Source organism: Kocuria sp. UBA1838 (assembly GCF_002338785.1).
Lineage (GTDB): Bacteria > Actinomycetota > Actinomycetes > Actinomycetales > Micrococcaceae > Kocuria > Kocuria marina.
The window spans coordinates 105295-119129 of the sequence record NZ_DDIY01000013.1 but is presented as its reverse complement, the minus strand read 5'-3'; the positions used below and the strand labels follow the sequence as shown (position 1 = coordinate 119129).

At 69.9% G+C, this 13835-nt stretch carries 16 protein-coding genes, 1 pseudogene and 1 riboswitch; of the genes and pseudogenes, 1 reads left to right on the top strand and 16 read right to left on the bottom strand.

Annotated features, from left to right (window positions below; all coding sequences use genetic code 11):
- From B3I25_RS12355 to arsB, 16 genes and pseudogenes are all read right to left on the bottom strand, one after another.
- Window positions 1-776, bottom strand: a 776-nt coding sequence (locus B3I25_RS12355) for a pyridoxal-phosphate dependent enzyme (protein WP_414672700.1), incomplete at its 3' end; no start/stop codon positions are given.
- A gap of 51 nt (window positions 777-827) precedes the next feature.
- Window positions 828-1583 (bottom strand): annotated as a pseudogene (gene trpC / locus B3I25_RS12350) (indole-3-glycerol phosphate synthase TrpC); the annotation flags it as partial.
- Window positions 1584-1714: 131 nt separating this feature from the next.
- Window positions 1715-1960, bottom strand: a complete 246-nt coding sequence (locus tag B3I25_RS06815; protein ID WP_098054460.1) for an HGxxPAAW family protein — start codon at window positions 1958-1960, stop codon at window positions 1715-1717.
- A gap of 132 nt (window positions 1961-2092) precedes the next feature.
- Complete coding sequence (locus B3I25_RS06810; protein WP_286738389.1) at window positions 2093-2734, bottom strand: Trp biosynthesis-associated membrane protein; 642 nt, start codon at window positions 2732-2734, stop codon at window positions 2093-2095.
- Window positions 2735-2736: 2 nt separating this feature from the next.
- Entirely contained in the window at window positions 2737-4326 is a 1590-nt protein-coding gene (locus tag B3I25_RS06805; protein ID WP_064846824.1) for an anthranilate synthase component I, read from the bottom strand.
- Window positions 4327-4731, bottom strand: coding sequence for a phosphoribosyl-AMP cyclohydrolase (hisI, locus tag B3I25_RS06800; protein WP_242670677.1), 405 nt, complete (start codon window positions 4729-4731; stop codon window positions 4327-4329). It lies immediately after the preceding gene.
- Window positions 4731-5495, bottom strand: a complete 765-nt coding sequence (hisF, locus tag B3I25_RS06795; protein WP_064846823.1) for an imidazole glycerol phosphate synthase subunit HisF — start codon at window positions 5493-5495, stop codon at window positions 4731-4733. Before hisF ends, hisI begins: the two co-directional genes overlap by 1 nt.
- A gap of 48 nt (window positions 5496-5543) precedes the next feature.
- A complete protein-coding gene (gene hisG / locus B3I25_RS06790; RefSeq protein WP_286738386.1) occupies window positions 5544-6389 on the bottom strand; it encodes an ATP phosphoribosyltransferase in 846 nt (281 codons plus the stop codon).
- Window positions 6390-6458: 69 nt separating this feature from the next.
- Window positions 6459-6722, bottom strand: a complete 264-nt coding sequence (locus B3I25_RS06785; RefSeq protein ID WP_035962118.1) for a phosphoribosyl-ATP diphosphatase — start codon at window positions 6720-6722, stop codon at window positions 6459-6461.
- Between the two features lie 114 nt (window positions 6723-6836).
- Window positions 6837-7316: a 6,7-dimethyl-8-ribityllumazine synthase gene (gene ribH / locus B3I25_RS06780; RefSeq protein ID WP_064846821.1), complete on the bottom strand. Its 480-nt coding sequence runs from the start codon at window positions 7314-7316 to the stop codon at window positions 6837-6839.
- Window positions 7313-8014: a GTP cyclohydrolase II gene (ribA, locus tag B3I25_RS06775; RefSeq protein ID WP_082943382.1), complete on the bottom strand. Its 702-nt coding sequence runs from the start codon at window positions 8012-8014 to the stop codon at window positions 7313-7315. Before ribA ends, ribH begins: the two co-directional genes overlap by 4 nt.
- Window positions 8011-9405, bottom strand: a complete 1395-nt coding sequence (ribB, locus tag B3I25_RS06770) for a 3,4-dihydroxy-2-butanone-4-phosphate synthase (protein WP_144996570.1) — start codon at window positions 9403-9405, stop codon at window positions 8011-8013. The genes ribA and ribB overlap by 4 nt, the downstream gene beginning before the upstream one ends.
- 88 nt (window positions 9406-9493) lie before the next feature.
- Complete coding sequence (gene ribD, locus B3I25_RS06765; RefSeq protein ID WP_349676527.1) at window positions 9494-10762, bottom strand: bifunctional diaminohydroxyphosphoribosylaminopyrimidine deaminase/5-amino-6-(5-phosphoribosylamino)uracil reductase RibD; 1269 nt, start codon at window positions 10760-10762, stop codon at window positions 9494-9496.
- Window positions 10759-11466, bottom strand: coding sequence for a nicotinamide riboside transporter PnuC (gene pnuC, locus B3I25_RS06760; RefSeq protein WP_131332861.1), 708 nt, complete (start codon window positions 11464-11466; stop codon window positions 10759-10761). The genes ribD and pnuC overlap by 4 nt, the downstream gene beginning before the upstream one ends.
- A gap of 147 nt (window positions 11467-11613) precedes the next feature.
- Window positions 11614-11789: riboswitch (FMN riboswitch) on the bottom strand.
- Between the two features lie 57 nt (window positions 11790-11846).
- A complete protein-coding gene (locus tag B3I25_RS06755) occupies window positions 11847-12287 on the bottom strand; it encodes an arsenate reductase ArsC (RefSeq protein ID WP_286738383.1) in 441 nt (146 codons plus the stop codon).
- Complete coding sequence (arsB, locus tag B3I25_RS06750) at window positions 12284-13417, bottom strand: ACR3 family arsenite efflux transporter (RefSeq protein ID WP_414672697.1); 1134 nt, start codon at window positions 13415-13417, stop codon at window positions 12284-12286. The genes B3I25_RS06755 and arsB overlap by 4 nt, the downstream gene beginning before the upstream one ends.
- 55 nt (window positions 13418-13472) lie before the next feature.
- On the opposite strand from arsB, the gene B3I25_RS06745 reads away from it, so the two are divergent.
- The gene (locus B3I25_RS06745) at window positions 13473-13829 is read left to right on the top strand and encodes an ArsR/SmtB family transcription factor (protein ID WP_052160694.1); all 357 of its coding nucleotides are present in this window, start codon (window positions 13473-13475) and stop codon (window positions 13827-13829) included.
- The last annotated feature ends 6 nt before the right edge of the window (window positions 13830-13835 follow it).

The following is a 13835-nucleotide window of genomic DNA, read 5'->3' as shown; positions in this document are numbered from 1 at the left end:
GGGAGGCGGCCTGCCTGCTCGAGGATCTGCGCGCGGGCCTCCTCACCGATCTGTTCGTGGAAGTAGCGGACCATAGCCGGGAACGGGTGCGGTCCGGCGGCGGTGCCGAGCAGGTAGTGAGTGGTCTCCACGGACGCGACCCAGTCCCGCAGGGCCTCGTTGATCGCGTCCTTGAGGGTGCGGGAACCGTTCTTCACGGCCACGACCTCCGCTCCCAGCAGCCGCATGCGCGCGACGTTGAGCGCTTGGCGGCGCGTGTCCTCCTCGCCCATGTACACGCAGCACTCCATGCCGAACAGAGCCGCTGCGGTGGCCGTGGCCACACCGTGCTGGCCCGCGCCTGTCTCGGCGATCAGCCGTGTCTTGCCCATGCGCCGGGCCAACAGGGCCTGCCCCAGCACGTTGTTGATTTTGTGGGAACCGGTGTGGTTGAGGTCCTCACGCTTGAGGAACACGCGCACCCCGAGTTCCGCGCCGAAGCGCTCGGCCTCGGTGAGCAGGGAGGGTCGGCCGGAGTACTCGCGGGAGAGCCGCTGGAACTCGTCCTGGAAGGTCTCATCCGTACGAGCCTTGTCGAACGTCTCGGTCAGCTCGTCCAGGGCCGCCACGAGGGACTCGGGCATCCACCGGCCACCGAAGTCCCCGAAGTAAGGGCCCGGGGCGTGCCGGAGGGACTCGGCGTCCCGTGCGGAAGCCTCCCCCGAGACCTGGGCCGCGGCGAGTTCCTCCTGCGCGGCGGTCGGGGTGGCCCCAGCCAAGTACTCGGCCCGGGACATTGCGCCGACCTCCCGGAAGCGACCGATGGTCTGCGCGGGGTCCTCGGCGCGCACGAGCACCTCACCGGTCAGCACCGCGTTGGCGCCGTGGCCCGCGTACAACCGGATCTGCTCCTCCCCCAGGACACCGGACTCCGCCACGATTACGGCCTCGCGTGGCAACCGCTCGGCGAGCCGACCGAACGTGTCCACGTCCACGTCCAGGGTCTTGAGGTTGCGGGTGTTCACCCCGATGATCCGCGCATCCACGGCGACGGCGCGATCGATCTCCTCCTCGGTGTGCGTCTCCACGAGCGCATGCATGCCGAGGTGGTGGGTCAGTTCGAGCAGGTCCCGCAGGGTGGCGTCGTCGAGGGCCGCCACGATGAGCAGCACGATGTCCGCACCGTGCGCGCGGGCCTCCCACACCTGGTACTCCTCGACCACGAAGTCCTTGCGCAGCACGGGGATGCCCACGGCGCGGCGCACGGCGTCGAGGTCCGCGAGCGAGCCCCCGAAGCGGCGCTGCTCGGTGAGCACCGAGATCACGGAGGCCCCACCGCGCTCGTACGCGGCGGCCAGCTGCGCCGGGTCCTCGATCGCTGCGAGCGCACCCTTGGACGGGCTCGAGCGCTTGACCTCGGCGATCACCTGCACGGACGCGGGATCCGAACCGCGCAGCGCGGACTCGGCGTCCAGCGCGGGAGTCTGTTCCGCGGCGGCATGGCGCACGTCCTGCAGGGACACCGATGCCTTCCGGGTCTCGAGGTCCTCGCGCACCCCCTCGATGATCCGGTCCAGCACCGTACCGGTGTGCTGCTGCGTCATGCGATTCCTCACTTAGTTCTCGGTGCACGCCGGCGTACGGTGCACCCGGCGCGCGGACGACGATGACCAGTTCCCCGACAGCGCGGAACTGGTCATCGACGGATGAATGCGGTACCGATCCCCTGCGGCGATCAGTGGGACTTGGTCTTGGACCCGCCCTTGCCGTACCCCATGGACTTGAGCACGCCGCCCACGATCACGCCCACGATGATCAGACCGATGCCCACGACCGTCACAGGGACCGAAGCCATCACGAAACCCACGCAGCCCACGATGACACCCACGGTCATCACGCCCACACAGGCCCACGCGGCCACGGTGTTGCCGTGGCCCACCGCGGCGGTGTGGTCCAGGATGATCTGATCGGTGTTCGACATGCGTGTCCACTCTCCCGTGCCGGTTGAGCCGCTCGGCTCTTGGATTGCCGGTCCCGCGTGAGCCGTGGGACCGAGGATTCTCTGACCCCATTGTGCCACTTCCCGGCGCGTGCGCGCCGCAGCCCACGCGGTTCAGTCGGTTTGTGTAGGATCCTCGCCGCGGGTCAGCGCGTCCCACGTGTCGATGTCGTCCACGTGCTCCGCGGCCTGGGTCTCCCCTGCCGAGGCCTCGCCACCCCGCGGGTGCATCGCGGCCGTCGTCGCGGCGGTTCCCACGCTGCCGGCGACCGCAGCGCGATCGTAGCGTTGCGCATTGCGCCGTCGCGCGTGCCGGGCGACCACCGCGAGCCACACGCCGCCCAGTGCGAGCAGCACCGCGGCGGTCACGGCGGCCCACGGCCACCCGGTAAGGGCGTAGTCCCCGCCGTCGTTGATCACACCCGTCTGCGCGCCAACCGTGGGTTGCGCGGCCGCACGCGAGTCCCCCGTGACGGCCAGCACCGCGAGCACCGCGCCCACGCCCGCTAGCGCGACGACGGCGCCCACGATCATGCGCAGCACCCGGCCTCCCAGCGTGGAGGCCACCGCGGCCACGGCGGCGACAAGACCCAGGGCGGTGACGGCCGGAGCGGCGTCGGCCCCGGGGACGTCCACCGTGACCGACTGCAGGGACGTGGGGACGTCCGCGTGGATCCAGGTGGCGGTGGTCGTGGCGAACAACGCCAGGGCACACAACAGCGTGACCAGGACGGCGGGTGCGGTGCGGCGCAGCAACGTCAGCTCCTCGGGGGACGGGAGGCCCGGGTGTCCGTGCCCGGCTCGCGCAGGGTCTGGGCGATCAGCGCGGCGCGCAACGGCGCGGTGGCCTTGTTGAGGGATTCCTGGGCCTCGGACTCGGGATCCGAATCAGCCACGATACCGCCGCCCGCCTGGACGTACGCCGTACCCTCGAGCAGCAGCGCCGTGCGGATCGCGATCGCCATGTCCATGTTCCCCGCGAAGTCCATGTAGCCCACGACGCCGCCGTAGACGGCCCGGCGCAGCGGCTCGTACTCGTCGAGCAGGCGCAACGCGCGAGGCTTGGGCGCGCCCGAGAGCGTGCCCGCGGGGAACGTGGCGGCGAGGACGTCGTAGGCGGTGACGTCCTCGCGCATGCGCGCGACCACCGTGGAGCACAGGTGCATGATGTGGCTGAAACGCTCGATCTCCATGAACTCGCTCACGTCCACGCTGCCGGGCTCGGCGACCTTGGAAAGATCGTTGCGGGCCAGGTCCACGAGCATGAGGTGTTCCGCGCGTTCCTTCTCGTCCGCGAGCAGGTCCTGGCCCAGGGCCACGTCCTCGTCCACCGTGGCACCGCGCGGGCGGGAGCCCGCGATCGGGTGGGTCATGGCCTGGCGGCCCGTGACCGTCACGAGCGCCTCGGGTGAAGAACCCACGATCGAGTACGGCCGACCTTGGGCGTCCTCAAACGAGTACAGGTACATGTACGGGCTCGGGTTGATCCGGCGCAGCGTGCGGTAGACGTCCAGCGAGCTCGCGTGGCACTCAGCCTCGAAGCGGCGCGAGACCACCACCTGGAAGATGTCGCCGTCCACGATCGCCTGCTTGCCGCGGTCGATCGCGGACATGAACAGCTCCCGGTCCCACGACTGGCGCGCGACGGACTCCACGTCCGTGAGCTCCGGTGCTCCCTGCTCCGCGATGGACACCGTAGTGCGCTCGAGCGGGGTGGCCAGGCGGGTCACCATGGAGCGCAACCGGGACACGGCGTCGTGGTAGGCGGCATCCACGTTCTCGTCCGTGCCGTTGACGTTCACGGCATTGGCCACGAGCAGCACGGAGCCGTCCTTGCTGTCGTGCACGGCCATGTCCGCGACCAGGTTCATGGCCAGCTCGGGCATGTGCAGGTCATCCTCGGGCGGGTTGGGCAGGGTCTCCCAGCGGCGCACGGCCTCCCAGCCCACGAAACCCACCATCCCGCTCGTGAGCGGTGGGACGCCCTCGAAGGGTGCGGTGTGCAGCAACTGCATGGTCGCGCGCAGTGCGTCGAGGGGATCGCCGTCCACCGGTGCCCCGGCCGGTGCGTCACCGATCCAGTGCGCCTGCCCGTCCCGGGAGGTCAGCGTGGCCACGGAACCGGCACCCACGAACGAGTAGCGGGACCACACCCCGCCCTCCGCGGCGGACTCGAGCAGGAACGTGCCCGGGCGGGGTTCGCCCTCGCGGGTCACGAGCGCGCGGTACAGACCCACGGGGGTCAGTGAGTCGGCGAGCACCGTGGTGCGCACCGGGATCACGCGGCGGGTCGCGGCATACTGCCGGAACTCCTCAAGGGTGGGGGTGATGCTGCCGAGTTCGTGCATTTAAACCGCCTGTTCCGCGTGGAGGTCTCGATCGTCGAAACACGTGCGCGAGCCCGTGTGGCATGCCGCGCCGTGCTGGTCCACCTGCACGAGCAGGGCGTCCCCGTCACAGTCCAGGCTCACGGAGTGCACGCTCTGGTAGTGCCCGGAGGTGTCCCCCTTGCGCCAGTACTCCTGGCGGGACCGCGACCAGAAGGTCACGCGACCCTCGGTCAGGGTGCGGTGCAGGGCCTCGTCGTTCATCCAGCCCAGCATGAGCACCTCCTTGGTGTCGTACTGCTGGATGATCGCCGCCACGAGTCCCGCCTCGTTGTGCGAGAGCTGCTCGGCGATGCGGGGGTCCAGGTTGTGGGTCGTGAACGCGTCCGTGGCGGTACTCATCCGCGTCTCCTGGTTCTGGGACATCAGCGCACCTCGTAACCTGCGGCACGCAGGGCGTTCTTGACGTCCGCGATCGCGTCGTCCGGGCCGAAGTGGAACACCGAGGCCGCCAGCACCGCGTCCGCGCCGGCGGCGACCGCGGGCGGGAAGTGCTCGGGTGCCCCGGCCCCGCCCGACGCGATGAGCGGAACGTTTACCCGATCCCGCACGGCGGAGATCATCTCCAGGTCGAAGCCCTCGCGGGTCCCGTCCGCGTCCATCGAGTTGAGCAGGATCTCCCCGACTCCGCGTTCCTCGGCCTCCCGGGCCCACTCGAGCGCGTCCAGGCCCGTGAGCGTGCGCCCACCGCGCGTGGTGACCTCGAAACCGGACGGGGTGTTGCCCGTGCGTTTCGCGTCCAGGGACAGCACGAGCACCTGGTTGCCGAAACGGTTCGTGATCTCGTCGATGACCTCCGGGCGCGTGACCGCCGCGGTGTTGATCGAGGCCTTGTCCGCGCCGCAGCGCAGCAACCGGTCCACGTCCTGTGCCGTGCGCACGCCGCCGCCCACGGTCAGGGGGATGAACACCTTCTCGGCGGTGCGGGCCACGACGTCGAACATGGTGTCCCGCTCGCTCGAGGACGCGGTCACGTCCAGGAACGTGAGCTCGTCCGCGCCGGCCAGGTTGTAGCGCGCCGCGAGTTCCACAGGATCCCCCGCGTCCCGCAGGTTCTCGAAGTTCACGCCCTTGACCACGCGCCCGGCATCGACGTCCAGACACGGAATGACTCGTACGGCCACACCCATTACGCCACCGTCCTCACTGCTCTCGACTTCTCTTCGCCCGCGCCCGCGTCAGATCCGCGCGGCCTGGATGGGTGAGACCAGGATGGCCCGGGCCCCCACCTCGTAGAGCGCGTCCATGACCTTGTTGGTGTCGCTCTTGCGCACCATCGCGCGAACGGCCACCGCGCCGTCGTGACCGAGCGGGGAGATCGTGGGGCCCTGCATACCCGGGGTGATCTCGGTGGCGGCGGGCAGCAGGTCCTCGGTGATGTCGTAGTCCATCATCACGTACTGCCGCGCGACCAGCACACCCTGCAGACGACGTCGCAGAACGCGCAGTCCCTCGGGTTCCGGTTCGTCGCCGCGGCGGATGAGCAGCGCCTCGGAGGTCATGATCGGTTCGTCGAAGATCTCGAGGCCCGCCGCGCGCAGGGTGTTGCCGGTCTCCACGACGTCCGCGATCGCGTCCGCGACACCCAACCGGATGGAGGATTCTACGGCGCCGTCCAGGCGGACGACCTCGGCATCCACGCCGCGGTCCGCGAGGTAACGCCCCAGCAGCAACTGGTAGCTCGTGGCGATCCGCTTGCCCTCGAGTTCCTGCACGGACTCGAACTGCCCGCGCGGGCCGGCCAACCGGAAGGTGGAACGGGCGAAGTCCAGGCCCAGCTCCTCCTCGGCCTCCGCGCCGGAATCGAGCAGCAGGTCCCGTCCGGTGATCCCCAGGTCCAGGGTGCCGCCACCCACGTAGATCGCGATGTCCCGCGGGCGCAGGTAGAAGAACTCCACGTGGTTGTCGTTGTCCACCAGCACGAGTTCCCGGGTGCTGCGCCGCTGCCGGTAACCGGCCTCGGTGAGCATGGTGATGGCGGCTTCGGACAGCGCGCCCTTGTTGGGCACGGCTACTCGCAGCATGGGATTCCTTTCCGCGGGGCGCAGATGACGGGGATCGGGGCGGTGCCCGGAGCGGGTGACGCGCGGGGCTCAGAGGTACTTGTAGACGTCCTCGAGGCTCATACCCTTGGCGATCATCATGACCTGCACGTGGTAGAGCAACTGGGAGATCTCCTCAGCGGCCTCGGCGTCGGACTCGTACTCGCACGCCATCCAGACCTCGGCGGCCTCCTCGACGACCTTCTTCCCGATGCCGTGGATCCCGGAGTCCAGTTCCGTGACGGTCCTGGATCCCTCGGGGCGTTGCTCGGCCTTGGTGCGCAGTTCGGTGAAGAGGTCTTCGAAGGTTTTCACCCCTTCAGGGTAATGGGTGCGCGTGCCCGTCCCGAACGCGTGGCACATGCACGCCGCTCGCGGCCGGCCTCCGCGGATCGAGCGTGGCGGACCGGCCGCGAGCGTCTGCTCCGTTCAGACCCCGTGCTCGCGCAGGGTCAGGGCGGTGCTCAGGGCGGCGTGGGCGGCCTCGTAGCCCTTGTCCTCGTGCGAGCCCTCGAGGCCGGCGCGGTCCAGGCCCTGTTCCTCCGTGTCACACGTGAGTACGCCGAAGCCCACCGGGGTCCCGGTGGCCACGGACACGTCCGTGAGTCCGGAGGTCGCGGCGTGGCACACGTAGTCGAAGTGCGGGGTGCCGCCGCGGATCACGACGCCGAGCGCGACCACCGCGTCCGCCGTCTCCGCCAGGCGGCGGGCGGCCACGGGCAGCTCGAAGCTCCCGGGTACGCGCACCCGCACGACCGTGCCGGTGTTCGCTTCCGTGAGGGCGCGCAGGGCGCCGTCGAGCAGCCCGTCCATGATCGTCGTGTGCCAGCTCGCGGCGACCACGGCCACGGTCAGGTCCGAGGCGTCGAGGTCCGAGGCGAGGGTGGTCGGGGCGCCGTGTCCGCTCATGATGTTTCTCCTGGGTTGAGGTGGGTCAGGTGGTGGTGCATGCGGTCGCGCTTGGTGCGCAGGTAGTCCAGGTTCTCGGTGCGCGCGTGGACCTCGTGGGGGATCACGTTCGCCACGGTGATCCCGAGCGCCTCGAGCTTGGCGACCTTGTCCGGGTTGTTGGTCAGCAGCCGCACCGTGGTCAGGCCCATGGCCGCGAGGATCCGGGCGGCGGCGGTGTAGTCCCGGGCCTCCGCGGGCAGCCCGAGCATGGTGTTGGCGTCCACGGTGTCCGCTCCGCCGTCCTGGAGCTTGTAGGCGCGCAGCTTGTTGATCAGCCCGATCCCGCGGCCCTCGTGGTTGCGCAGGTACAGCACCGTGCCCCCGTGGCGGGAGATCCGTTCCAGCGCCAGGTGCAGTTGCGGTCCGCAGTCACAGCGCCACGAGCCGAAGACGTCCCCGGTGAGGCACTCGGAATGCAGCCGCAGCAACGGTGGCAGAGCGGCTTCGTCGGCGGGCGGGGGTGCCGTGAGCGAGACGTGCTCGGCGGCGGGGATCCCCGACGGCTCCGGAACGCGCCAACCGGTCACCGAGAACGTGCCGTACTCGGAGGGCACGGTCACGGGGTCGCTGTGGTGCAGGGGCTCCGCTCCCGGAGCCGCGTGATTGTCGGCCGGTGACGCGTGTTCAGGGATCTCACCGTGGTCGAAAACGCTCATGCGATGCGGTCTCCCTCCCCCGTGGTGTCCACCGACGGCGCGGTGGCGCCCCCGGCGACGTCGACGGCGCTCGGTCGAGTTGTGCCCTTCGCGTCCTGAGCCGCGGCACCGGCGTCGTTCGCGGCCGCCCGCGGGACGGCGTCCTCAGCGGCATCCGTCGCGTCCAGGTGGGCGATCAGATCTGCGATGCTGATCATTACGAGCCCGTGCTCGTCCGCGAACCGCCGCAGGGCGGGGGCGCGCAGGGGCTGCCCGGCGTCGTCGACGATCTCCGCGATCGCACCCACGGGCTCGCACCCCGCGAGCCGCGCGAGCTCCACGGCGGCCTCGGTGTGCCCCGCGCGTTCGCGCACCCCGCCAGGGACCGCGCGCAGCGGCAGGATGTGGCCGGGCCGCGTGAGCTCGGCCGCGGTGGTGCCGGGCAGCGCGAGCAGTCGTGTGGTCAGCGCCCGGTCCCGCGCGCTGATCCCGGTGGTGATCCCGGTGCGGGCGTCGCACGTCACGGTGTACGCCGTGGCCTTGGCGTCCTCGTTGTGCTCGGTCATGGGCGGCAGGGCAAGCCGGTCCGCGCGCTCGTCGGTCATGGGCACGCACACCACCCCGGAGCTGTGCCGGATCGTGAAGCCCATGAGGGGCTGGGTCGCGTGCTGGGCCGCGAACACCAGGTCGCCCTCGTTCTCCCGGTCCTCGTCGTCCACGACAACGACCGCGGCACCCGAGGCCATCGCGGCCACGGCGTCCGCGACCGGATCGAGGGCGACGCCGCGCGGTGTCGCGGGTGCCGCGTACGAGGCCAGGCGCTCGGCGTACTTGGCGAGCACGTCCACCTCGAGGTTGACGGTGGAACCCGGCGTGCGAGCGCCGAGCGTGGTCGCGCGCAGGGTCTCCGGGATCAGCCCCACCTCGAACCACGCCTCGGGCTCGTCCGTGGAGTTCACCGCAGTGACCGTGAGGGACACGCCGTCCACGGCGATCGAACCCTTGACCGCGATGTAGCGCGCAAGTGCCACGGGGACTCTGATCCGCACGGTCTCCCATCCGGTGTGGGACGTGCGCTGCACCACGGTGCCCACGCCGTCCACGTGGCCCTGGACCACGTGCCCGTCCAGGCGCTGCCCGGCTGCGGTGCAGCGTTCCACGTTCACCAGGTCACCGTGTCCGAGCGCCCCCAGGGTGGTCAGGCGCAGTGTCTCACCCATGACGTCCGCGGTGAAGTCCCCCGCCGCGCCCGAGGGGACCGCGGTCAGGCACACCCCGTTGACCGCGAGTGAGCCGCCGTGGGGCAGGTCCGCGACGAGTGGCCCCGCGGACACGTGCAGCCGGGCGGCGTCCTGCGCCAACCGTTCCACACGTTCCACGGTGGCCTGGGCTTCGACAATTCCGGTGAACACTGATTCTCCTTGGGGATCTGGGGTGCGCGGGGTTCTCGGGAACTTCCCGGCGCGAGGTCTTGGTGTGCTGCGTCAGTTCAGGGGCGTGTCATGGGACGTCGGGTACGGGACCCGCGGGCCGCAAGTGCCACCGTCCATCGACGCCCACGCGGCTGATCGCCTCCATCTGCTCCGTGGCCTCTTCGTGGCCGGGGCGCGCGAGGTCCGCCGGGTGCCGCACGGGGTCACCGCGCCATGACGACGCCGCGGCAAGCGTCCCGATCCCGAGCGACGCGACCGACGCCGCGCCGTCCCCGAGGATCAGTGGGGCCTGGTACAACCACAGCTCGTCCACGAGATCGGCGGCGAGGAACGCGGCGGACACCGTGGGCCCGCCTTCCACGAGCACGTGGGAAACCCCGCGTTCACGGAGGTGTTGTAACGCCTCGGCGGGATCGTGCGTGGTGAGGTGGATGAACCGCCCGTCGTGCCCGCGGTCGGCGCATGCGACCTCTCCGTGATCCGTTCCGGTATCTCCCGGGGCTCCACGTTCGGTGTCTTCCCGGGGCGCGCGGTCGACGACGCCGCGCCGGACCTTGGCATCCGCGGGCACGGGGCGGGTGCTCATGACTGCCCGCAGGGGTTGTCGCGCGAGGGGTTCACCCGCGGCATCCCGCGCGGTCAGGGTCGGGTCGTCCGCGCGCAGGGTCCCGCCGCCCACCAGGATCGCGTCCACCCGGGTGCGCAGGGCGTGGCCCTGATCCCGAGCGGGTGCACCCGTGATCCACTGGCTCGTCCCGTCCGCGGCGGCCACGCGGCCGTCGATCGTCTGCGCGAGTTTCAGCGTCACGAACGGTCGCGCATCATGCTGGGCGATGAACCAGCGGTCATTGAGATCGTGGGCTTCCCTCGCGAGCAGCCCCTGACGCACGTCCACCCCGTGTACGGCGAGGAACGCGCCGCCCCCGCGGGCGGTGTCGGTGCCGTCGGCCACCGCGTAAATGACCCGGGGGATCCCCGCGTCGAGGATCGCGCGCGAGCACGGGCCGGTGCGTCCGGTGTGGTTGCAGGGTTCGAGGGACACGACCATGGTGGTGTCCTCGAGAGGTGTCCCCGCCTCACGGGCCAGACGCAGGGCGTCCGCCTCCGCATGCGGGGTGCCCGCCCCGCGGTGATGACCCACGTGCAGGATCTCCCCCGCGGCGGAGAGGATCACGGCGCCCACCACGGGATTGGCCCCGCGGATCCCCCGCCGAGCCGCTTCCAGAGCCGCGCGCATCGCCTCGTGTTCCGCGGCCGAGAAGTCGTGGGACGGCTCCGCCCCCGGACGGGAGCGGGGCGCGGGCCCCGGCGCAGCGGCGTCGTCGTACGCCGTCACTTCTCGTCCTCACCCACGGACAGGCGCAGGTCCGGGAAGCCCGTCTCGATCGTCGCGCGACGGCGCTGGCGCGTGTTCACGCGCCACCACACGAAGAACCCGGCGAGCGTGAAGGCGCCGTAGAACACGTACATCAAGCCCGAGGCGTAGTAACCGGCGGAGAACAGGAGGGGCACGCCCACGATGTCCACGGCGACCCACAACAGCCAGAACTCGACCCAGCCCTTGGCCATCCCGAGCGTTGCGAGCAGCGAGCCCATGAAGATCCAGGCGTCCGCCCACACGGGTTCGTACGAGCCCAGGGCGCGGAAGATGGGCGTGAGAAGTGCCGTCCCGAACACGAGGGCGACCACGAGGAACACGCGTTCGCGGGCGGTGGCCCAACGCGGGGACACGGCCTCCTCGGACGCCCCGCGGGACCGGCGCCACTGCACCCAGCCGTACACGGACACCGCGATGAACATGACCTGACGGCCGGCCTGGCCCAACAGGTTCACGGGGTTGGGGGTGTCGAACACCGCGCCCAGGAAGACGGTCAGCAGGATCGCGTTGCCCACGATCCCCACGGGCCACGCCCACACTTTGCGGCGCATTCCGCCCAGCGCGGACAGCAGCCCGAACACGTTGCCGAGCACCTCGCGCCACAGGATGAAACCGTCGCCCACCCGCAACTGCGCGTCGAACAACCAACGCAGGACGTCCACGGTGTCTCCTCTCACCCGCCACTGTCGGTGGTCCCGGGGAGGAATGCGCACACGCGTCGAACACGATCGCGTGGCGGAGCACGTCACAGCACCACCCGACGGACCGCGATCGCGTGCGACCGCGCACGGTCAGGACGCCGTGACGCTCACGTGTGCCTACCATCCAGACTGTACTGTCGGTACCGGATTTCCACCGGTTCGGCCGATCCCTCCGTGCGCATCCCCGGTGGTTCCCACGGGAACCTGCTCGGTGCTGTGCACGGTGTTCACGGTTCGCGGACTGTCACCGCCGGTTCGGAATTGCACCGACCCCGGAACACGTTGCTGCGCTCATTATGCCACGCGGCCTCACCATGCCCATGATCGGGGACACCGGGCGGTCACGTCCTGGTTTTCCGGCCGTTCTCCCGGCCCTGCAGATCCGAGAGCAGTCCGGTGACGCGGGCCTTGATGTCGTCGCGGATCCTGCGCACGTCCGCGAGGGGCTGACCGGCCGGGTCGTCGAGGTCCCAGTCCTCGTAGCGCTTGCCCGGAAACACGGGGCAGGTGTCCCCACAGCCCATGGTGATGACGACGTCGGAGGCCCTGACCTGCTCCGTCCGCAGGATCGTGGGCACGGCTGCGGTGATATCGATGCCCTCCTCAGCCATTGCCTCCACGGCCACCGGGTTCAGGCTCTCTGCCGGTTCGGACCCGGCCGAACGGACATCGATGCTCCCGCCTGACATCGCGGCCAGGTAGCCCGCCGCCATCTGGGAGCGGCCCGCGTTGTGGACGCAGACGAAGAGCACGGTCGGTTTCGTGGGTGATGGTGCGCTCATGATGCGGTCTCCCGGGTTCGGTGGGTGGGGACGGAGGGATCGTTCGGGAACACGCGCGGGCCGGCCCACAGGGCCACGTAGACCAGGCCGATCAGGACGGGCACTTCGATCAACGGCCCCACGACGCCGGCTAGTGCCTGCCCGGAGGTGACGCCGAAGGTGCTGATGGCCACGGCGATCGCCAGTTCGAAGTTGTTGCCCGACGCGGTGAAAGCCACCGTGGCCGACTTGCCGTAGTCGAGCCCCACCGCTTTCGAGGCGAAGAGGCCGATGACGAACATCAGAACGAAGTACACGAGCAACGGCAGCGCGATCCTGACCACGTCGAGGGGCTGTGAGGTGATGGCGTCCCCCTGGAGCGCGAAGAGCATCACGATGGTGAACAGGAGGCCGTACAGGGCCCACGGGCCGATCGCGGGGAGGAACTTCTCTTCGTACCAGTCCCGGCCCTTCGCCCGTTCACCCAGGACGCGGGTGAGGAAGCCGGCGAGCAGGGGGATGCCGAGGAATACCAGGACGGATCCCACGATCGCTCCCACGGAGAATTCGGCCGTGGTGGTCGGCAGCCCCAGCCACGACGGCAGGACCTGGAGGTAGAACCACCCAAGAGCGCCGAAGGCTACGACCTGGAAGACGGAGTTGATGGCCACGAGCACGGCCGCACTCTCCCGGTCGCCGCATGCGAGGTCGTTCCAGATCAGGACCATGGCGATACACCGGGCCAGGCCCACGATGATCAACCCGGTGCGGTACTCGGGCAGATCGGGCAGGAACACCCAGGCGAGCACGAACATCACCGCCGGTCCCACGACCCAGTTGAGCACGAGTGACAGGCCCAGCAATCGTTTGTCACCGGTCACCCGGCGGGTCTCGTCGTAGCGCACCTTCGCCAGGACGGGATACATCATCACCAGCAGACCGAGTGCGATCGGCAGCGACACCTGTCCGATCGTCATGGCTTCCAAGGCCGTGTTCAGCCCCGGCACCAGCCGGCCCAGCAGCAGGCCCACGCCCATGGCCAGCAGGATCCAGGCCGGCAGCCACCGGTCCAGGAACGACATGCTCTGCCTCACCGGTGCGGAGGCGATGGTGGTACTCACGGGCGGCGAGCTCCTCGTATCGACGGTCATCTATGGGACATACGCTACGAGGTCATATAGATGTCCGTCAATGTAAAATCTCGGTATGAAAGCACCCGCGCAACGACCCGAGCTGATCGATGAGAAAGCAACCGAGTGCTGCTCGCTCGCCTCCTCGCCGCTCGGGGCCGGCGAGGCCGAGCGCATGACCGCGAAGCTCAAGGCGCTCTCCGACCCGACGCGCCTGCGGTTGCTCTCCCACATCGCCGCGCAGGGCTGCGACGCAGTGTGCGCCTGCGACCTGCTGGACGTCCTCGACATCAGCCAGCCCACCGTGAGTCATCACCTCAAGAAGCTGGTGGACGCCGGACTGCTCACACGCGAGCAGCGCGGCAAGTGGGCGCACTACACCGTGGTGCGCGGCGCCTTCACGGAACTGCGTGAACTCCTGGACCTGCGCTGACAGGCA

Coding starts and splice junctions, on each gene's coding strand:
- B3I25_RS06815 (WP_098054460.1), bottom strand. CDS start 1,960: ATGTCGAACACCGATCAGATCATCCTGGACCACACCGCCGCGGTGGGC.
- B3I25_RS06805 (WP_064846824.1), bottom strand. CDS start 4,326: ATGCACGAACTCGGCAGCATCACCCCCACCCTTGAGGAGTTCCGGCAG.
- hisI (WP_242670677.1), bottom strand. CDS start 4,731: ATGTCCCAGAACCAGGAGACGCGGATGAGTACCGCCACGGACGCGTTC.
- hisF (WP_064846823.1), bottom strand. CDS start 5,495: ATGGGTGTGGCCGTACGAGTCATTCCGTGTCTGGACGTCGATGCCGGG.
- hisG (WP_286738386.1), bottom strand. CDS start 6,389: ATGCTGCGAGTAGCCGTGCCCAACAAGGGCGCGCTGTCCGAAGCCGCC.
- ribH (WP_064846821.1), bottom strand. CDS start 7,316: ATGAGCGGACACGGCGCCCCGACCACCCTCGCCTCGGACCTCGACGCC.
- ribA (WP_082943382.1), bottom strand. CDS start 8,014: ATGAGCGTTTTCGACCACGGTGAGATCCCTGAACACGCGTCACCGGCC.
- B3I25_RS06755 (WP_286738383.1), bottom strand. CDS start 12,287: ATGAGCGCACCATCACCCACGAAACCGACCGTGCTCTTCGTCTGCGTC.
- arsB (WP_414672697.1), bottom strand. CDS start 13,417: ATGACCGTCGATACGAGGAGCTCGCCGCCCGTGAGTACCACCATCGCC.
- B3I25_RS06745 (WP_052160694.1), top strand. CDS start 13,473: ATGAAAGCACCCGCGCAACGACCCGAGCTGATCGATGAGAAAGCAACC.